At 39.7% G+C, this 18,672-nt stretch carries 15 protein-coding genes and 3 tRNA genes; 7 read left to right on the top strand and 11 right to left on the bottom strand.

Features of this window, described 5'->3' with window-relative positions; genetic code table 11:
- Positions 1-102 precede the first annotated feature (102 nt).
- Positions 103-1,314, top strand: coding sequence for an EAL domain-containing response regulator (locus tag DO88_RS08875; RefSeq protein WP_033039501.1), 1,212 nt, complete (start codon positions 103-105; stop codon positions 1,312-1,314).
- Positions 1,315-1,346: 32 nt separating this feature from the next.
- On the opposite strand, the gene DO88_RS08870 is transcribed toward DO88_RS08875, so the two are convergent.
- A complete protein-coding gene (locus tag DO88_RS08870; protein ID WP_033029281.1) occupies positions 1,347-2,423 on the bottom strand; it encodes a hemolysin family protein in 1,077 nt (358 codons plus the stop codon).
- 84 nt (positions 2,424-2,507) lie between these two features.
- On the opposite strand from DO88_RS08870, the gene DO88_RS08865 reads away from it, so the two are divergent.
- Together DO88_RS08865 and DO88_RS08860 are read left to right on the top strand one after the other, a co-directional pair.
- Positions 2,508-5,003, top strand: a complete 2,496-nt coding sequence (locus DO88_RS08865) for an alpha/beta hydrolase family protein (protein ID WP_033039502.1) — start codon at positions 2,508-2,510, stop codon at positions 5,001-5,003.
- A gap of 216 nt (positions 5,004-5,219) precedes the next feature.
- Entirely contained in the window at positions 5,220-5,924 is a 705-nt protein-coding gene (locus DO88_RS08860) for a response regulator transcription factor (protein ID WP_033029285.1), read from the top strand.
- Here DO88_RS08860 and DO88_RS08855 read toward each other — a convergent pair.
- The 7 genes from DO88_RS08855 to nudE all read right to left on the bottom strand — a co-directional run bounded on the left by DO88_RS08855 (position 5,921) and on the right by nudE (position 10,502).
- Positions 5,921-7,432, bottom strand: coding sequence for a YifB family Mg chelatase-like AAA ATPase (locus DO88_RS08855; RefSeq protein WP_033029287.1), 1,512 nt, complete (start codon positions 7,430-7,432; stop codon positions 5,921-5,923). The genes DO88_RS08860 and DO88_RS08855 overlap by 4 nt on opposite strands.
- Before the next feature lie 34 nt (positions 7,433-7,466).
- Positions 7,467-8,081 (bottom strand): trimeric intracellular cation channel family protein, encoded by a 615-nt coding sequence (locus DO88_RS08850; protein ID WP_007376180.1) that lies wholly within the window; start codon positions 8,079-8,081, stop codon positions 7,467-7,469.
- 375 nt (positions 8,082-8,456) lie between these two features.
- Positions 8,457-8,533: transfer RNA gene (locus tag DO88_RS08845), tRNA-Met, on the bottom strand.
- A gap of 149 nt (positions 8,534-8,682) precedes the next feature.
- Positions 8,683-8,759, bottom strand: a tRNA-Met gene (locus DO88_RS08840).
- Positions 8,760-8,920: 161 nt separating this feature from the next.
- Positions 8,921-8,997 (bottom strand) — tRNA-Met (locus tag DO88_RS08835).
- 136 nt (positions 8,998-9,133) lie between these two features.
- On the bottom strand, positions 9,134-9,937 hold the full coding sequence (gene cysQ, locus DO88_RS08830; protein ID WP_007378906.1) for a 3'(2'),5'-bisphosphate nucleotidase CysQ: 804 nt from the start codon (positions 9,935-9,937) through the stop codon (positions 9,134-9,136).
- Positions 9,930-10,502 (bottom strand): ADP compounds hydrolase NudE, encoded by a 573-nt coding sequence (gene nudE / locus DO88_RS08825; protein WP_007378907.1) that lies wholly within the window; start codon positions 10,500-10,502, stop codon positions 9,930-9,932. Before nudE ends, cysQ begins: the two co-directional genes overlap by 8 nt.
- 61 nt (positions 10,503-10,563) lie before the next feature.
- On the opposite strand from nudE, the gene yrfG reads away from it, so the two are divergent.
- A complete protein-coding gene (gene yrfG / locus DO88_RS08820) occupies positions 10,564-11,211 on the top strand; it encodes a GMP/IMP nucleotidase (protein ID WP_033039505.1) in 648 nt (215 codons plus the stop codon).
- A gap of 15 nt (positions 11,212-11,226) precedes the next feature.
- Here yrfG and DO88_RS08815 read toward each other — a convergent pair whose 3' ends face one another.
- The 3 genes from DO88_RS08815 to DO88_RS08805 form a co-directional block, all read right to left on the bottom strand.
- Positions 11,227-11,850 carry a dUTP diphosphatase gene (locus tag DO88_RS08815; protein WP_033039508.1) on the bottom strand — a complete coding sequence of 208 codons (624 nt, stop codon included), beginning with the start codon at positions 11,848-11,850 and terminating at the stop codon, positions 11,227-11,229.
- Between the two features lie 105 nt (positions 11,851-11,955).
- Positions 11,956-12,324, bottom strand: coding sequence for a YacL family protein (locus DO88_RS08810; protein WP_024590551.1), 369 nt, complete (start codon positions 12,322-12,324; stop codon positions 11,956-11,958).
- Positions 12,325-12,440: 116 nt separating this feature from the next.
- Positions 12,441-12,665, bottom strand: coding sequence for a hypothetical protein (locus tag DO88_RS08805; protein ID WP_002963009.1), 225 nt, complete (start codon positions 12,663-12,665; stop codon positions 12,441-12,443).
- Between the two features lie 303 nt (positions 12,666-12,968).
- Between DO88_RS08805 and uvrD the strand changes: the two genes are divergently transcribed.
- The 3 genes from uvrD to DO88_RS08790 all read left to right on the top strand — a co-directional run bounded on the left by uvrD (position 12,969) and on the right by DO88_RS08790 (position 18,133).
- Positions 12,969-15,134 carry a DNA helicase II gene (gene uvrD / locus DO88_RS08800; RefSeq protein ID WP_033039511.1) on the top strand — a complete coding sequence of 722 codons (2,166 nt, stop codon included), beginning with the start codon at positions 12,969-12,971 and terminating at the stop codon, positions 15,132-15,134.
- On the top strand, positions 15,112-17,181 hold the full coding sequence (locus DO88_RS08795; RefSeq protein WP_033039514.1) for a GNAT family N-acetyltransferase: 2,070 nt from the start codon (positions 15,112-15,114) through the stop codon (positions 17,179-17,181). Before uvrD ends, DO88_RS08795 begins: the two co-directional genes overlap by 23 nt.
- Positions 17,182-17,284: 103 nt before the next feature.
- A complete protein-coding gene (locus tag DO88_RS08790; protein ID WP_033039517.1) occupies positions 17,285-18,133 on the top strand; it encodes a hypothetical protein in 849 nt (282 codons plus the stop codon).
- Positions 18,134-18,672 lie beyond the last annotated feature (539 nt).

An 18,672-nucleotide genomic window follows, 5' to 3' on the forward strand; every position in this document is an offset into this window, starting at 1 on the left:
GGTAGTTAGTAACTTTTTAAATAAAATTATTTAAAACTGACAAACGCAAAAAATACTACTACTTTTATAGTAATAATACGCCTTATTTTGAAAGGGATAACAATGAAGAAAATGGTACCAAATATTTTAGTCGTTGATGATTCAAAGGCAATTTTGATAATTATGGAAGCCATACTCAGTGAATTAGATATGTCTGAAAAGGTTGTTACCTGCTTAAGTGCTGCCGAGGCACTCGAAAAAGTAGCCAATGACATAAACCGCTTTGACGCTGTTTTCACCGATCTCAATATGCCTGAAATGGATGGAATGGAATTAATACGACATCTCGGAGCATTAAATTATCAAGGCGGAATAATTATTGTGTCTGAAATGGACCATAAAGTAATTAGCCTAGCAGCTGATCTGGCAAAACAACACAACGCACACCTGATTGGTAATATACCAAAACCTGTTCAACTATCCCAAATGAGAAAATTACTTACCAAAGTAGCAAAATTAAATTGTCACACTTTATTAAGAGAGAGCCTGATCTCAAAAAGTGAACTTATTAAGGCATTAAAAAATGATGAGGTAACACCCTTTTATCAACCTAAAGTTAATGCGATTAATAATAAAATAGAGAGTGTTGAAATACTGGCGCGGATTGTATCAAGTAAGGATGGTAGCATTATTTTACCAAATCGCTTTATTAGCCTTGCTGAGCAGTACAATTTAATTAATCAAATTACATTCTCTCTTTTTGAAAAGGCCACCAGCGAATTTTCAAATATAAAAGCACAGCTCGGTCACGATTTTAAAATGGCATTTAACTTATCACCTATCCAACTTGATGATCTAAATTGTCCAGATAAATTACTGCTAATTTTAGAGCTTAATCAACTCACTCCTAGTAACATTATTATTGAAATAACAGAACAGCATGCACTCTCAAGCCTCGCACAGCTTGAAACATTAAACAGATTAAGAATGCATGGTTTTGGAGTGTCGCTTGACGACTTTGGTGTTGGTTTTACTAATATAAACCAACTCAGAAACCTACCCTTTACTGAAATTAAAATAGATCGCTCCCTCATTAGTAATATAGAAACTGACTTATTTTCTCAGGTTATTGTTAGTTCATTGGTTAATATCACGAACAAAGAGCATTTAGATTTAGTAGCCGAGGGTGTTGAACGACCAGAAGAGCTTGCCTATCTAAAACACTATAAAAAAGACTTAACCATACAAGGCTTTCTATATAGCTCTCCTAAACCCAAAAATGAATTTATAGATTGGGCTAAAAATTGGCTAAGAACTGATGGCAGCCCCGCTTAAAGCGGTACTAATATTTACTCGGGGCCTGTTAGCTAATTATCACCCCGAGTGTGCTTATCTTCTTCACTGACTATATGCGCACTACTTGCTAAGCGTTTGTGCCAACGTTGCTTAGCTACTGCTCGCATATTAGTTGATTGGTCACGCTCATCTACGATTTCTAATCCCATTAAAGCTTCAATCATATCCTCTAGCGTTACAATTCCTTGTACGTCACCGTACTCATCAACAACTAAGCATATATGTGTGCGCTTTGTTAAAAGAGTTTGCAGTAATGACGATACATTCTGAGAGGTTGGCACCGTATAAATGGGCTTAATCAATTTGCTAATTTTGTAATCAGTACCTAAACGGTGAAATGCCAGCATAATATCGTTTTTATGCACAAACCCTACAATATCGTCGCTGTCTTTATCAAATACCAATATACGAGAAAATGATGACGAGCCGTGATCGTTTAAATACTGATTAACAGTCAAATCTTTATGAACTTTAAAAATGACCGTACGAGGTGTCATTAAATCGCATAACTTTGCATGTCTAAAGTGCAATAGGTTACGAATTATTTCAGACTCATCTTGATGAAGCGCCCCTGATTCAGTGCCTATATCAGCCATAGCCTCTATTTCTTGACGGATGTAATACGCTTCGTTGTGCTCTGGCCTCATCAGGTTAGTGAGCTTTTGTGCAAACCAAACAAAAGGCTTTAAGGATATAACTAAAAAGCGTAATGAATAGGTCACACTTGGCGTTAAAGCTCGCCAGTAATTAGCACCTAATGTTTTAGGAATAATTTCAGAAAGAATTAATACAAGTAACGTCATAATAGCTGATGCAATACCCACAGCTGCGTCGGAAAATACGACGGCAGCTTGTGCCCCCACTCCGGCAGCACCAGCAGTGTGAGCAACTGTATTTAAAGTTAAAATAGCAGCTAAAGGCTGATCTATATTGTTTTTAAGCTTTTCGAGCCGTTTAGCAAGCTCAGGATGCTCTTTTCTAAGTGATGCAACATAACTGGGCGAAATACTTAATAGCACAGCCTCCATCACAGAACATAAAAACGATATCACAATCGCCACTACCATATAAACTATCAGTAAAGTCACTTTCTCTCCTCTATATTGGGTATGTAAGCATAGTAACAATACATGCTATATTTGACCAAACTTCCAATAATAATAGGCACAATAATGAAATTTAGCGCACCTTGGTGTCATCAAAATAAGCTAGTCAAACGCGCAGCAACTCTTTTAACGCTTAGTAGCTTAAGCTTTGCAGCAATAGCAGCACCATTGGATAAATCAAAAATTCAATTTATCGGCCCACTTGCCGAAGACATGCAGTTAAAGCCTTTTCAAACACCTCACGGTGAGACCATTATTAACAACCTATTACCGCAATTACAAGCAGACTCAGAGAGCTTTTCTGTATTTGGGAAAAAACAAAATTGGCAACCATTTAATAAAATTAATGCACTTACTCTAGGTGGGTTACAAGCACTAAAATTTAATATTGAAACAACCCGCTTCACACAAGGTACGCTTACCTTAAAAGGGCTCGAGCAAGGTCAGTTATTTATTAATGGTGAACTACAAACTGGCGATAAAAATAGCTATAAGCTAGCTTTGAATAACAGTACTCACACTGTTTTAATAGTAGCTCAGCAAGTAGCTAATTGGCGCGACGTAACGCTTGATTTTGCACCTAAAAGCGAGGTTGATAAAATTACGCTTAGCACTTCACAAACAAAACGTTTATCTGCAAAACAACTGTTTGACGCCCCTACAATTAGCCAATTATCACTCGCACCTAATGCCAAGCAGTACGTTACTACCACGCGCACTTATAGCGATAAAACACAAAACCAAGCAAATACCGTTACTGTACTTAAAGATGCAGACGACCACACGCTATATCGATTTGAAGCAGGTCAACCAAGTAACATAATCTGGAGCCCTGATAATCAGTTTTTGGTGTATTTGCTCAACGGTGAATTAAAACAACTGAATCGTAAAAATTTATCAATAAAAATATTAGCAAACGATTTAGAAGGAGCCAATGGCTTTACCTTTTATAACGACAGTAGCCTTTTATTTAGCTGGTCTAAATCACCTGAGAGTACTGATAGCTTAACTAAGCATTATAAAGGTCTGCAAGATCGCTGGTCGTATGCACGTTCCATCAGCCAAATTTATATGCTTGATACTAAAAGTGGTTTAACAAAAGCACTTAGCCAAGGTCCTCTTTCTTACAGCCTTGAAGATTCAAATAGTAACCGTGGCAAAATATTAATGAGCCGCCCAGTAATGGCAATGCAGGCATCAACCCACCCAGAAACAGAGTTAGTTGAACTCGATTTAAAATCGAGCAAGCTTTCATCGCTTGGTAAATTCAAAACGTTTAATTTAGCCAAATACACAAATAAAGATATTTATGTAGTTGCAGGCCCCGACTTTAAAAATGGCGCAGGCAGAGCATTACCAAAAGCTATGCTCGCTAATAACTACGACGGGCAACTTTACCTACTTACTGAAGGCGGTAAAAACGTAAAAGCACTCAGTAAACAGTTCGACCCCGCGATTGGCCAACTGCACGTTTTAGAAAACGGCGATGCGCTTATTAAAGTAACAGAGCAAGACACTCAACCACTTTATCTATTTGATTTAAGTAAACAGCGCTTTAAAAAATTAAATACGGGATTGGATATCGTTGAAAAATTTAGTTACTCGCACGACCGTAATACCGAAATTTTATTAAGTGGCACTAACGCTTTAGCGCCACAACAACTAAAGCGCCTTAACGTAAGTAAAAATAAAATAGATTTAATATGGGATTCAAAACCAAGTAGCTATGCAAATACACGACTCCCTACATTAGAAGAGTTTAATTTTAAAAATAAACATGGGGTTGAAATAACTGGCCGCGTTTATATTCCTAGCAATTTAGATAAAACTAAAAAGCACCCGGCGCTCGTGTATTATTACGGCGGCACTTCACCAGTTACGCGTGGTTTTACAGGTCGTTACCCGTTTAACTTATGGGCAGAAAATGGCTACGTTGTTTATGTAGTACAACCTACTGGCGCAACAGGGTTTGGACAAAAGTTTTCAGCGCAGCATGTTAATGCCTGGGGCGACTACACTGCAGACGATATTATCGAAGGCACGCAAGCCTTTTTAAAGAAATACGACTATGTTGATAGTAAAAAAGTAGGTAACTTAGGGGCATCGTACGGTGGCTTCATGACCATGTTATTAGCAACTAAAACCGATATATTTAGTGCTTCAATAGCTCATGCGGGTATTTCTAATATTACCTCGTATTGGGGTGAAGGTTGGTGGGGTTACTTATATTCTGGCGAAGCATCAAAAAATAGCTTCCCGTGGAATAACTCTGAGCTGTACAGCCAACATAGTCCTGTATTTCATGCCGACAAAGTAACAACACCTATGCTACTTCTTCATGGTGATAGCGATACCAATGTACCTGTTGGCGAGAGCTTAACAATGTACACTGCGCTTAAACTGCTTAATAAAGATGTAGAGTTAATAGAATACAAAGGCGCCGACCACCAAATTTTTGCACGCGATAAACGATTTAATTGGTGGAACACCATGCTCGCATATTTTGATAAAAAACTAAAAGACGAGCCTCAATGGTGGGACTCCATGTATAAAAATGACTGAGCCTGGACCTTAAAAATAACGACTTAATACAGGTTTATTAATAGCAGTATTAATTATTTAGCACCTTTGAATTAGTTTAAAGGTGCTAATCTCATCCTCTCATAACGCCTTTCTCTCTTTTGAAATATTAAGTTACCTAAAACGACTAAACACCCTTCTCAGCATTTACCTAATGGTGCTACCATATAAGGCTATAAGCATTCAAAATAAAGTACTATGGCTATTAATGTTTTATTGGTTGAAGACGATGAACTACTCGTTAAACGCATCCAAAATCACTTTGCAGATACCGAATTTACAATAGAGGTAGACCCCACTGGCGCTGATGCACTTAGCATTGTAAAGCAGCGAGTAAACCTGCGCGGTGCTATATCATTAGCCATAATTGACATTGTTTTACCTAAGCGCGATGGTCTTCAGCTCGCAAAAGAATTAAACACACTGACCGATATTGGCGTTATTGTATTATCGAGTCGTGACTCCCAAGCCGATCGTATTGCTGGTCTTGCTCAAGGTGCTGACGACTATATTTGTAAGCCCGTCGATTTACTTGAGTTGGAGCTACGCATGCGCGCGCTCTATAAGCGTGTTGCCGTTAACCTAGAAGACGACGAAAGCGAAGAGTTTATAGAGTATGCTGACTTTAAGCTTCATCCCGATAACCGCACATTAATTACTGCTGCGGGCGTTGAATCACGCTTAACTGAAGCCGAGCATAAAGTGCTGATTTGTTTAATTAGTAATGCAGGTAAAGCAACTTCCCGCGAAAAAATATCAGAAGAAATAGGCCAGCCAGATTGGAGCCCAAATGATCGCACTGTTGATGTACTTATTGGTCGTTTACGTAAAAAGTTAAATGACGAAAAAGATCAGAAACGCATTGTTACCGTACGCGGTAAAGGTTATATGCTTTCTATTTAATACTTAGTCAATTGCGCAATAAGGCGCTCAAAAGCACGGTAATTAAGTGCCTCTTTAAGCTCATTTAAACTAATATTTTCAGCGCCTTTTAAATCACTAATAGTACGCGCCACTTTTATCACTCGATGATAAGAACGTGGCGATAAAGACAGCTTCTCGCTTGCTCTGGCTAAGAACTGCAACTCTGCAGGCGCTAATACGCAGTGCACACTCATTTCTTTATTATTAAGCCTCGCATTAACCTTACCTTGGCGTTTTAACTGTAGGTAATAAGCCGCTTCAACTCTTACTCTAACCTCAGCGCTACTTTCCTCCGGCTGAGTGCTTTGTAATTCAACACTCGTTAACCGAGGAAGCTCTATTTGTAAATCAATACGGTCAATAAAAGGCCCCGACACGCGCGATAAATAACGCATAACTTGATCGGGAGTTGCTCGCTTATCAGTATGGCTCCCTGTTGGACTTGGGTTTAATGCGGTTATAAGCTGAAACTGCGCTGGGAACTCCATTTGCCTAGCTGCACGTGAAATAGTAACCGTACCAGTCTCCATCGGCTCACGCAGTGAATCAAGCACCTTACGCTCAAACTCTGGTAATTCGTCTAAGAAAAGCACTCCATTATGTGCCAATGAAATTTCACCCGGTTTAGGGTTTGATGAGCCACCAACCAAAGCAACCGCTGAGCACGTATGATGCGGGTTACGAAATGGCCGCTGTCGCCAATTAGTTAAATCTATAGATTGCCCAATAATAGAGTAAAGCGCAGCAGTCGAAATAGCTTCATCGTCCGACATAGTAGGCATTATAGTTGCCATTCGCTGGGCCAACATTGATTTACCAGTGCCTGGGGGGCCTAAAAAAAGTAAATTATGCCCGCCAGCTGCGGCGATTTCTAATACTCGCTTTGCGCCAGGCTGACCTTTCACATCGCTTAAATCGAGCAAAAAGTCAGGGGCTTGCGTGCAGTCGGGGTACTCTATATTCAATGGCAAAGGTTGTTGATTAAGTAAGTCCCCCCACACTTCTTGAATAGAACTGACGGCTTTGCGTTTAACGCCATTAACTAGGCTTGCTAGACTGTCATTTGCAAAGGGTAAAAAGCAGCAGCGATCTTGCTCTTTTGCAGCAAGTACCGAAGGTAAAATAGCATTCACACCACGCACCTCACCATTAAGTGCAAGCTCACCATAAAACTCGTATTTATGAATATCAGGACACACTATTTGTCCAGAGGCGACTAAAATACCCACAGCAATTGCAAGATCAAACCGCCCGCCATCTTTTGGCAAATCAGCAGGGGCTAAATTTACGGTTATTCGTTGATCGGGGAAGCCAAATTGAGAGTTTTCGAGCGCACTACGCACTCTATCTTTCGACTCTTTAACTGACGCTTCGGGCAGGCCTACAATATGAAAAGCGGGTAAACCATTTCCTAGGTGAACTTCTACAATAACTTCAGGGGCGCTTATACCCACTTGGGCACGAGAAAATATACGAGCTAAAGACATTCCTTATCCTAGTAAATGGTGTGATTACACCAGTTTAGTCAGGATATTTAAAAACGTGTAATGTGATTTGCCACTTTATTGCAGCTAAACGAAGTAATAAGGTCATTAACATACCTAATATCATTGCCACTTCGGTTGCTAACGAAATACCAATACTAAGTGTATAAACAGTGCCTCCCGCTATGCAGGTAATAGCGTAAAGCTCACCTTTTAATAACATAGGGATTTCACGGGCAAGTACATCTCGAATTAATCCACCAAAGCAGCCTGTAATTACACCCATTATTACCGCTGTCATATCAGGCATACCAGCAAGTTGCGCTTTTTGCGCCCCCATTACTGCAAAAAAAGCTAAGCCAAACGCATCCGCTGTTTGTAAAATATAATGAGGTATCGGCTTTTGCTTATTTATAAGGCGTGTTGTAACAAATACTGAAGCGAGTATGGCTAAAAAGTAACTTTGATCGTGTAACCAAAACACAGGAGCGTCTAAAATTAGGTCTCGTACTGTACCACCACCAATTGCGGTTACCGTAGCTAAAACTACGACTCCAAAGCCATCCATTTTTTTCTCGTACGCTAATAAAGTGCCCGATACAGCAAACACCGCAATGCCTATTAAATCAAACCAGTGATAAAGTTCTGTCATGTGTATTGTTACTTAAAATATTTTAACCGTTTTAACATAAAATTCTCTTTTAAAAAATTTATTTGTTAAAGGCTACAGGTATTAGAGGAAAGTCATTAAATAAAGCAGAATATAAAGAATTTTACCAAACTTCAGACGCAAAAAATCACTCAATAAAGAGTGCGATTTTGTTTTAATTTTTTAGATATTTAATTTCAGTGGTTGCGGGAGCTTGAGTTTGTAAAAAGCGAACCGACGACCTTCGCTTACTTGTGCAAAGTGTTTTACGCAGTAACAGTGGATTTAAATTTATAATAATTTATTAAACTCCAAACGCAAAAAATCACTCAATAAAGAGTGCGATTTTGTTTTAATTTTTTAGATATTTAATTTCAGTGGTTGCGGGAGCCGGATTTGAACCGACGACCTTCGGGTTATGAGCCCGACGAGCTACCAGACTGCTCCATCCCGCGCCTGAAATTTGTAGACTTGTTTTAAGTTGCTTACATTACAACTTGGCTTCCAATTAAAAATTTATTGCGAGAGCTGGGAAGGTGGAAAGGTGGAAAGTGAACCGACGACCTTTTTAAGCTACCTACTGCACTAAATCTTTATAAAAAATTGGTTGCGGGAGCCGGATTTGAACCGACGACCTTCGGGTTATGAGCCCGACGAGCTACCAGACTGCTCCATCCCGCGCCTGTATATTTTAAGTCTATCGACTACTTTATTTTATCTCTTAAGTTAGAGTTTACAGTAACCTCAATCCCTAAGGAAATTGGTTGCGGGAGTTGTGAAGGTGAAGAATTAACCGACGACCTTTTAAAACTACCTATTGCACCAAATTTCAATAAAAATATTGGTTGCGGGAGCCGGATTTGAACCGACGACCTTCGGGTTATGAGCCCGACGAGCTACCAGACTGCTCCATCCCGCGCCTGTAATTTCTTTAAAACATTTTCGTAATATTTACGAGCCTGCCTTGAAGAGAGCGCTACTATATAGGAATAAACATATAATGCAAGGCTTAAACTACTTAATGTTGTTCAAGTGAACAAAAAGCAACCAAAGCGCTATTCTGCGCTCAATCTTTGGTGTGGATTTATCATTTTTTGCCATTCCCAATCAGGATGTCCCATTACTATAAAGTCAGGGTTTTCAGTGCTCTCGCGCTGGTTGTACGTTAACGGGTTAAATTCTGCATCGGTAATACAGCCACCGGCTTCCTCAATAATAACTTGCGAAGCACCTGTATCCCACTCACCCGTTGGGCCAATTCTTAAAAAGCAATCTGCTTTGCCTTCTGCAACGATACAAGCTTTTAAAGAACAGGAGCCAACAGCAATCGTTGTAAACTGACTATTTAAATACTGGCTCACCGCTTCTATTTTTTGGCGGCGGCTCACTGCAAGCGTTAAGTTCTCTGGTGGCGCTACAGATATTTGCTTATCAATTGAGTTTTCACGTTTAAAAGCACCATTTTTAGCTGTAGCAAAATAAGTCACACTTTTGGCAGGCCAATGAATAACCCCTAGCACTGGCTGGTTATTTTCAATCAATGCAATATTTACTGCAAAATCGCCACTTTCTAAAATAAATTCGCCTGTACCATCCATCGGATCGAGCAACCAATAACGCTGCCAGTCTTGTCTGTCAGCGAGTGCTGGTATAGGTGTTTCTTCCGACATAATTGGAATATCGGGCGCTAATACTTTTAATCCAGCAACCAGTACGTCATTTGCTGCTAAATCAGCTTTGGTAACAGGCGTGTTATCTGATTTTTCTTGCTGGCCAATATCGCCTTTTTTATAAATAGCCATAATTGCATCGCCAGCACGCTCAGCTAATTCAATGCACGGTTCGATTAATTTATTCATCGGCAGCTCCAGACGCTAAATACTTATCTAATAATAGCAAAGCTGCAACACTGCGTGCTTCGGTAAAATCTTCTTGCTCTAATAATGACTGCCACTGAGTTAATGGCCACTTAACAACAACAAGCGGCTCAGGTTCGTCACCAATAAGGGTTTGAGGGTATAATTGCTTAGCAAATAAAATATGCATTGTGGCATTAAAGTAACTCGGCGCCATTGTTACTGTTCTTAATGGTTTAAAATACTCAGCACCAAAGCCAATTTCTTCTTTAAGCTCTCTGTTAGCAGCTTGCTCTGGGGTTTCGCCCGGATCAATTAAGCCTTTAGGAAAACCTAACTGGTAATTGTTTGTGCCCGCACAGTATTCACGTACAAGTAGTAACTCATTATCTGCACTTAACGGAACAATCATCACTGCTCCCCGGCCACCGCCGCGAATTCGCTCATACTGGCGCTCTTCGTTATTAGAAAACTTTAGCTCTAAAGACTCCACAGTAAACAGGCGGCTTTTAGCGACAACATTGTTACTGAGGATTTGTGGTGGTGTTGGGTGCTTTTTCTGTGTCATTGGCGTTAATTTGCTATCATGGCAGTTAGTTCAATAATAAACCTTATAAGTTGAAATTCCTATGTTAAATTGGTCAAAAATCGATACCGTTTTGCTCGACATGGATGGAACATTACTCGATTTACATTACGACAGTCATTTTTGGCTTAACGTTATCCCTGCGCAACACGCATTAGCGAGAGGCATTAGCCTAGATGCAGCTAAAGCAGATATTTTAAAACGCTATCAAGCTGTGAGCGGTCAAATACAGTGGTATTGTTTAGATTATTGGGAGCAGCAATTAAGCTTGCCTATAATGGAGCTTAAACGAGAGTCTCAGCATTTAATTAAAATGCGCGAAGACGTACCTCATTTTTTAACTGAGCTTAAAAAAGCAGGCAAAGAGTTAATTTTACTTACCAACGCCCACCCTGAGAGTGTCATGCTTAAATTTGAGCATACAGCGATTGATAACTACCTAGATGGTGTAGTGTCTACTCATGAATATGGAGTAAGTAAAGAGCAACAAAGTTTGTGGCACCAAGTACAAAAAAACTTAGGGTTTAATAAGCAGCGCACTTTGTTTGTAGATGACAGTGTGCCGGTATTAAATGCCGCACGAGAATACGGCATCGAGCACTTACTTGCAGTTGCTAACCCTGATAGCCAACAACCACATAACGAAATAGCCGATTACCTGAGTGTTACCGACTATCGTAAGATTATTTAACGTAGTTTACGTGGGCTAGATTTTTGGGTAACGCGCTTCAAGGCCTTGGTATACTAACTTTGCAAAATCTGCATGTTCCGTATCAAGGCTTTTAACTACTTCAACTAAATGCTCGTTATCTTCTTGCCCGTTCCACTCTTTGATATAGCTACCATCTTTGTAACCGTGATCTTGGCGGAAAAAGTTTAACGTATTTTTACCTACGTAGCCGCGATATAAATCATCAATATCCATACCCATTTGCGCCATACAGCCGGCAAAGGCAGCGGCATTAAACATTTTATCTGCAACAGCGCAAGCCGCTAATATTTCTAGCGTTTGTTTAAAGTCATCCGCTTGTTGAGCATTACTAAGCTCAGTTTCAAGTTGCTTTGCTAAGTCTTCGTAGCTAGTTTTGCCGTCAATTCTAAGCGATAGACCAAAATGAAAAATATCAACCAACTCTAAAATAACTTGTTCAGTATCTGGTGTTTGTTTTTTCCACCATTTCCAACCATGATGATCCAGCATTTCAGCGCACTCAACCCAAATAGCGCGGTACCATTCAAATCCTTGAGTAAACCATTGCTCATGTACTTTAGTGTTCATGGCGTTTTGCATTTCTAGCATCACTACTAGCTTGTTTAAATTGGCAGACATATCAATTCCTGTCGTTTTTGGTTGGCGTAATTTCGTTGGTGTAATAATACAGATAAAATGCTGATTGTGCATTGCTGTATATTTTTATTAGTGTGCTAATTATGTTTATCGTGACGTCGTAAACTCATGCCATGAATCAATTAAATCAATGAAATCTTCAAAGCCACAACCACTACTTAAACCATTTTCTTCAAGCGCTAAATCGTCATCCTGATACGCTATTAGGTCTTCGCTGTCTTGATGAAGCGCATGGGCTTCAAATAATGCTTCGTCTTTGGTTAATATTAAATCTATTTCTTGGCCTTTTAGCGTTAGCGGCTCATAGCTTGAACTTACCGATGCAATAAGCGCTAGCACCATGGCTACTTTGTCTTTGCCTATTTCTTCGTTTAGCCAGCGACCAATAATAGCGTGTTCACTGCTTATTTTAATACGTAGCCCACTAATAGGGTCGCGAATAAATTGATATTCCATAGGGTTTGCCTGTAAATCTTTGATTGCGTAATTATATACGTAAACGCCCGTAAACCACAGGACATATAAAGTAAAATAGCGCCACATGGGCGCTATTTTACTCAACTTTAAAACCGTTAACTTCGCGATCTATAACGCGCTGCGTCAATAATCGACCATAAGTAAATAATAGGCACAAGTACAAAGCCTACAAGCACATAAATTAGTGCGTAACTTATTATAATAGCGAGTGCAAAAAATATAGCCGCTAAAATACGCCCTTGCACTAACTGCCCTAAGCCAGGAAAAAATATATTACATAATGCTGCGATTACGTTACCGCCAGAACCTTGATCTGCCATACTAACCTCTGTATTTATTTGATTTTATAATTATTTACTTACACACTCTATGCCAATTTATTAAAGCTTACAAATCAAATAGTTAAATTAGCCTAGATTTAGAGAGTTAGTAAATTTTGCTAACTTTAGGTCAAATTAGCAATTTTTATTGTGCGTTTACGCTTTTTTTTTTGTTCAAAAAATTATCAAGTTACTCGTTTTTAAGGCTATTTTATAAATAGCTGTTTATAAAAACAGTATTTTATTTAGCCTAACAAAAACACCTGTTATACTGCCCACAATATTGATTAAAAAGGCGTAACGATGGACGTTTCACAATTACTCGATGGCTTAAATGACAAACAACGCGATGCCGTTGCAGCACCACTACAAAACATGCTGGTGTTAGCAGGTGCTGGGTCTGGTAAAACACGAGTGTTAGTTCATCGTATTGCGTGGCTTATGCAAGTTGAGCAAGCATCTGCTTACAGTATTTTTGCCGTAACCTTTACTAATAAAGCGGCTAAAGAAATGCGCAGCCGCGTTGAAGAAACACTAAAAGCCCCTGTAGGTGGTATGTGGATTGGTACGTTCCATGGTTTGTCGCATCGTATTTTACGTGCTCATCACCGTGAAGCTAACTTACCTGAAGCCTTTCAAATTTTAGACTCTGACGATCAACTTCGGATGATCAAGCGCTTATTAAAATCGATGAATATCGATGATAAAAAATGGCCTGCTAAACAATTTGGCTGGTACATTAGCGCCAAAAAAGATGAAGCACTTCGCCCTAAAGATATTCAAGCATACGATATTAACGAGCAAATGATGCTGCGTGTTTACGCCGCCTATCAAGAAGCCTGTGACAGAGCTGGCTTAGTTGATTTTGCCGAAATATTACTACGCAGCTACGAAGTGTTAAAAAATAACCCTACGTTACTACGTCATTACCAGCAACGCTTTGCACATATGCTCGTAGACGAGTTCCAAGATACAAATACCATTCAATATGCTTGGTTAAAGTTACTTGCAGGCGATACTAACAGCATTATGATTGTAGGCGACGATGACCAAAGCATTTACGGTTGGCGTGGTGCTAAAATCGAAAACATTAAACGCTTTTTAACTGACTTTAGCGCTGAAACCATTCGCCTTGAACAAAACTACCGTTCAACCGCGACTATTTTGAAAGCATCTAATGCATTAATTCAAAATAACTCAGAGCGTATGGGTAAAAGCTTGTGGACCGACGGTAACGACGGCGAGCCAATTTCTATTTATGCGGCATTTAATGAGTTAGACGAAGCACGCTTTGTAAGTAGCAAACTACGAAGCTGGTTAAATGCAGGTAATGCCCTGCAAGATGCCGCAATTTTATACCGTAGTAACGCGCAATCTCGTGTACTCGAGGAGGCTATGCTGCAAGAAGGCTTAAAATACCGTATTTATGGTGGTATGCGATTCTTCGAACGACAAGAAATTAAAGATGCGTTGTCGTACTTACGCCTAGTAGGTAATCGTCAAGACGATGCCGCGTTTGAGCGTGTAATTAATACGCCAGCACGCGGTATTGGCGATAAAACATTGAGCCATATACGCGATTGTGCACGAGCAGAATCGTTACCGCTTTGGTATGCCGCCAAAGCAATTGTAGAACAACAGCATTTATCTGGTCGTGCTTCTGGTGCAGTAAGTAAGTTTGTAGAACTCGTTGAACAAATAGAAGATAAAGTTAGCGACCTAACTTTGCATGAGCAAGCTAAGTACACAATTCAAACCTCAGGCTTGATGGCAATGTACCAAGCCGAAAAAGGTGAAAAAGGTCGTGCTCGCGTAGAAAACTTAGAAGAGCTAATTAGTGCGTGTGATCAGTATGAGCTGCCTGAAGACGAAGAGTACAGCTCACCACTACAAGGCTTTTTAGCGCATACATCACTTGAGTCAGGTGAAGGACAGGCAGAAGAACACGAAGACGCCGTACAAATGATGACGCTTCACTCAGCTAAAGGCTTAGAGTTTCCGCTAGTGTTTATGGTAGGCGTAGAGGAAGGCATGTTCCCTTCTCAGCAAAGCAACGAAGAGTCGGGTCGCTTAGAAGAAGAGCGCCGCCTTTGTTATGTAGGCATGACACGAGCAATGGATAAGTTATACATTAGCCATGCTGAGAGTCGCCGCTTATACGGGCAAGAAAAATACCATAGCCCATCTCGCTTTTTACGCGAAATCCCTGAAGACTGCGTTGAAGAAATTCGTATTAAAACACAGGTTTCTCGCCCGCCTGCCGCTGGGCGTTTTAGCGCATCAGTTAGCCATGCCGCATTTGAAGACAGTGGCTTTAACTTAGGACAACGCGTACTGCATGCTAAGTTTGGTATTGGTACTGTACTGAATTATGAAGGTAGTGGCGCGCAATCTCGCGTACAAGTTAACTTTGACGACCTTGGTAGTAAATGGTTAGTAACGGCTTATGCACGATTACAAGCGGTATAAAGCACACCTAAATGAGTTAGAGCAACAATTAGCTGACGCGTATCATCGTCAGCTGGTGCTAATTACTGGCAGCTCAACTTGGTGTTATGAAATACTTAACTCATTAATAGATGAAAACAATACACTTGTTGTATCCAAGCAGTGCGCGATTAAAGATTCGTACTGGCCTACTCGCACACACCAAATTTTAGGGCAAGAATTTGCTCATGCTGTTTACGATGGCTTTAGTGGTTTGCACCCTGATAAACTTGCAGCACTTGCCGGCACCGTTAAAGCAGGCGGTATACTGTTTTTATTACTGCCTGAACTGGATGATTTAGCCTCTTGGCAAGATCCAGCATTGAGTACAGTGCAATCACACGGTCAGAGCATTAACTACAGCATATTTAATCAGCGTTTCGCGACTATTATTAAACCGTTGCCCGCTTTTCACTTTAGTGAAAAAAATGGCTGTATTAGTAATAACGCTAGCTATGTAATGCATAATAAAATTGATTATGAGCCACAGCAAAACTGTATTGAGCAAATAGTAAAAGTAGCTAACGGTCGTGCCAACAGGCCTTTACTCATTAATGCCGATAGAGGCAGAGGTAAGTCGGCAGCACTTGGCTTAGCAACGGCAAAACTAACTGATAAAAAAGTAATTATTTGCAGCACTCAGTTTAAAGCGACCCATAGCAGCTTTAAACATTTAGCCCAAGAGTTAAGCCTTCAATACAACGCTGAACATAAACAGCTCGCCAATTTGCACTACGTTGCACCTGACGCGTTATTAAACACACTACCTGAGTGCGATTTACTACTCGTTGATGAAGCTGCAGCAATTCCTGTTCCGTTATTACTACAAATGCTAGCTCATTACCCTCGTATAGTATTTGCAAGCACTCTGGTTGGGTATGAAGGCAATGGTAGGGGTTATACCATTCGCTTTAGTAACTATATTAAAGCACACTATAAAGCCTCTAAAGTTGTAACACTTGATGAGCCACTGCGCTTTGCTAAACACGATCCTCTTGAGCAACACATTCGCACACTACTAGCACTCGATGCACAATATATAGAGTTAAGTAGTAATGAATTAGAGCAGCCAGTACATAGCGAAATAACTCAGCAATCCCTTGTAAACAATGAGCCTTTACTGCAGCAAGTTATTGCCCTACTTGCACTGGCTCACTATCAAAGTAGTGTCAACGACTTACGCCAACTACTAGACGCACCATCGCAAAGACTATTTATTAGCAAAATTAATAATCAATTAGTTGGCGTATGCTTAATCGCCATAGAAGGTGGTTTGAGTGAAGAAATTGCCCTACAGATTATAAGTGGAGAGCGCCGTCCGCAAGGGCATTTAATGGCGCAAGCACTCTCACAACTTAGCTTTAATAATGACTGTTTAACGCAACTGAGCGCTCGCGTTGTACGAATAGCGATTGATCCGAGTTCCCACAATATAGGACTTGGTAAAAAGCTACTTAGTTTTTGCGAATCGCAGGTAAAAAGCCAATGTAGTTGGCTTGGTGCAAGCTTTGGGGCAACAGCGCAGTTACTTAATTTTTGGCAAAACCGAGGGTTTGATACTGTAAAATTAGGTTATCAACGCGATAAAAGCACCGCTGAACATTCGGCGCTTGTGGTTAAATGCTTAAGTGACAAAAGTACAATTATTCAACCTTTGAAAAAGCAGTTTAAAAACGATTTTTTTTATGGGCTTTTAACACACTTTAAAACACTAGATTGGCAACTCGTGAATATCCTAATTGAAGGATTTCGCGACGAGTTAATAAGCCTAGAGACTCACGAGCGACTAGCGCTGCTCACTAAAAGTAACTTCACTCAATTTAGTATCTCTGCAACTCTTTGGCAGTTACTGAGCCAGTCACCTTCTTGTATATCTCAATTAACAGAGTCGGATAAACAACTTTTAATAAAGTTAGTGCTTCAAAATGAAAGTAATGAAAAAATGATTCAACACTTAGGTTTATTAGGAAAAAAACAGCTTGAGAATCAATTTAAACGTGCCATAAAAAACCTCACAAGTACCATCTAATAGCTTTTAGTTGCCCTATCACTGTTAAATTTTATCCATCTTTAAGCTATTTATTTAATTTGTTCTATCCTTAAAACATTAATAGGTAAATTAAGATAAAGGCATGGAATTAATAAACTTTAAAGTGGGCTGCAAAACAATTTCACTTAAAATACTCGATATTTTATTAACAGAGCGCTTTGACAATAATCTAACAACTTTACCCAACAATAATAAAAGCTTTATTGGTGTTAAAGATTATATGGATATACCAACGCCTGTTTTTGATTTAGGTATTATTTTAAATAATATCTCAACCGAACAAAGTAATGCGCATATACTAAAACAACTAAGAATATGGCAAGAAAAACTATTAAACTGGTTCAATACCCTTCAAAGTAACTTATTAAATAGCTCGGCTTCTATTTCAAGCAATGATGCAGAACTACAAGATTTTATTCTGTTTTACAAAGAGTTCAACACCGATAATGAAGACTTAAAACTAACAATGTCTCGGCTTAACGAACCTTTCCAATCATTGCTAGAAACGGTAAAGGAAGCTATATCAGCTCATAATCAAAGCGATTATAAACAAGTATCAGCTCTGCTCGAAAAAATTAAGCGTAGTAACCTAATTCAGCTAGAGCGTTTATTTGAATCAGCTAAAGAGCAAATAACCTTAGACTATAAACCTATTATTGTTTTCACCACCAAAGACGGCTTAAACCCACATGTAGGGTTATTGGTAGATAAAGTCGAAGATAATATCGACTATAAAAAAGAAGACATTAAACCACTAGATAAGCTCACTGAGGTCGGTTTTGATCTAGACCCACAAACTAAAAATATGATGCGAGGATTAATCAAGCTTTCACAAAAGCACAGTGTATTAATTGATCCAAGCGTAATATTTAAACCAACACAACTAGAAGAATCTGAAAGTGAAGAAACTCAAGCTTACGGGCTATTTTAAATAGCCTTTAAATTTGGTTATTAACTTTAGTACCGGAATAATGAGCTATTCCGCTCAGCTTGTACATTTAGATGAATTGGAGAAGAATCGAGTATGTAATGTCCGTTACTCTCCCATATTTCACTTTTCTGCAGACGTAAAAAAGCCCGAATCGTTAGATTCGGGCTCTCTACAATTTGAAGCCTGTGCGCTACGCAGTAGGATGTCGTAGTGCCCACAGCGGTGGAGAGCCACAGTGAAATGCTACACTATCTTTGTGTCGCGATATGAGTGTGTGTTAATTGCGCACATTTCACTTTTCTGCAGACGTAAAAAAGCCCGACTATTTCTAGTCGGGCTCTCTACAATTTAAAGCCTGGGATGTCGTAGTGCCCACAGCGGTAGAAAGTCACATAGCAAATGCTACACTATCGTTGGCCGGGGCTCGCCTTCGAGCTATTTTGTTTCACTACTGAGTTCGGCATGGGCTATTTACTAAATCCCAGACAGCAAAAAACCCGTCACATTGCTGTAACGGGTCTCTACAATTTGAAGCCTGG

This window comes from Pseudoalteromonas sp. S3431, assembly GCF_000690035.1.
GTDB lineage: Bacteria > Pseudomonadota > Gammaproteobacteria > Enterobacterales > Alteromonadaceae > Pseudoalteromonas > Pseudoalteromonas fuliginea.

Excerpts from the sequence above, each read along its gene's own strand:
- DO88_RS08805 (WP_002963009.1), bottom strand. The coding sequence starts at position 12,665 with ATGGCAGATCAAGGTTCTGGCGGTAACGTAATCGCAGCATTATGTAAT.
- DO88_RS08850 (WP_007376180.1), bottom strand. The coding sequence starts at position 8,081 with ATGACAGAACTTTATCACTGGTTTGATTTAATAGGCATTGCGGTGTTT.
- DO88_RS08790 (WP_033039517.1), top strand. The coding sequence starts at position 17,285 with ATGGAATTAATAAACTTTAAAGTGGGCTGCAAAACAATTTCACTTAAA.
- yrfG (WP_033039505.1), top strand. The coding sequence starts at position 10,564 with ATGTTAAATTGGTCAAAAATCGATACCGTTTTGCTCGACATGGATGGA.
- DO88_RS08865 (WP_033039502.1), top strand. The coding sequence starts at position 2,508 with ATGAAATTTAGCGCACCTTGGTGTCATCAAAATAAGCTAGTCAAACGC.
- DO88_RS08795 (WP_033039514.1), top strand. The coding sequence starts at position 15,112 with ATGCACGATTACAAGCGGTATAAAGCACACCTAAATGAGTTAGAGCAA.
- cysQ (WP_007378906.1), bottom strand. The coding sequence starts at position 9,937 with ATGAATAAATTAATCGAACCGTGCATTGAATTAGCTGAGCGTGCTGGC.
- DO88_RS08860 (WP_033029285.1), top strand. The coding sequence starts at position 5,220 with ATGGCTATTAATGTTTTATTGGTTGAAGACGATGAACTACTCGTTAAA.
- DO88_RS08815 (WP_033039508.1), bottom strand. The coding sequence starts at position 11,850 with ATGTCTGCCAATTTAAACAAGCTAGTAGTGATGCTAGAAATGCAAAAC.
- DO88_RS08855 (WP_033029287.1), bottom strand. The coding sequence starts at position 7,432 with ATGTCTTTAGCTCGTATATTTTCTCGTGCCCAAGTGGGTATAAGCGCC.
- DO88_RS08875 (WP_033039501.1), top strand. The coding sequence starts at position 103 with ATGAAGAAAATGGTACCAAATATTTTAGTCGTTGATGATTCAAAGGCA.
- uvrD (WP_033039511.1), top strand. The coding sequence starts at position 12,969 with ATGGACGTTTCACAATTACTCGATGGCTTAAATGACAAACAACGCGAT.
- nudE (WP_007378907.1), bottom strand. The coding sequence starts at position 10,502 with ATGACACAGAAAAAGCACCCAACACCACCACAAATCCTCAGTAACAAT.
- DO88_RS08810 (WP_024590551.1), bottom strand. The coding sequence starts at position 12,324 with ATGGAATATCAATTTATTCGCGACCCTATTAGTGGGCTACGTATTAAA.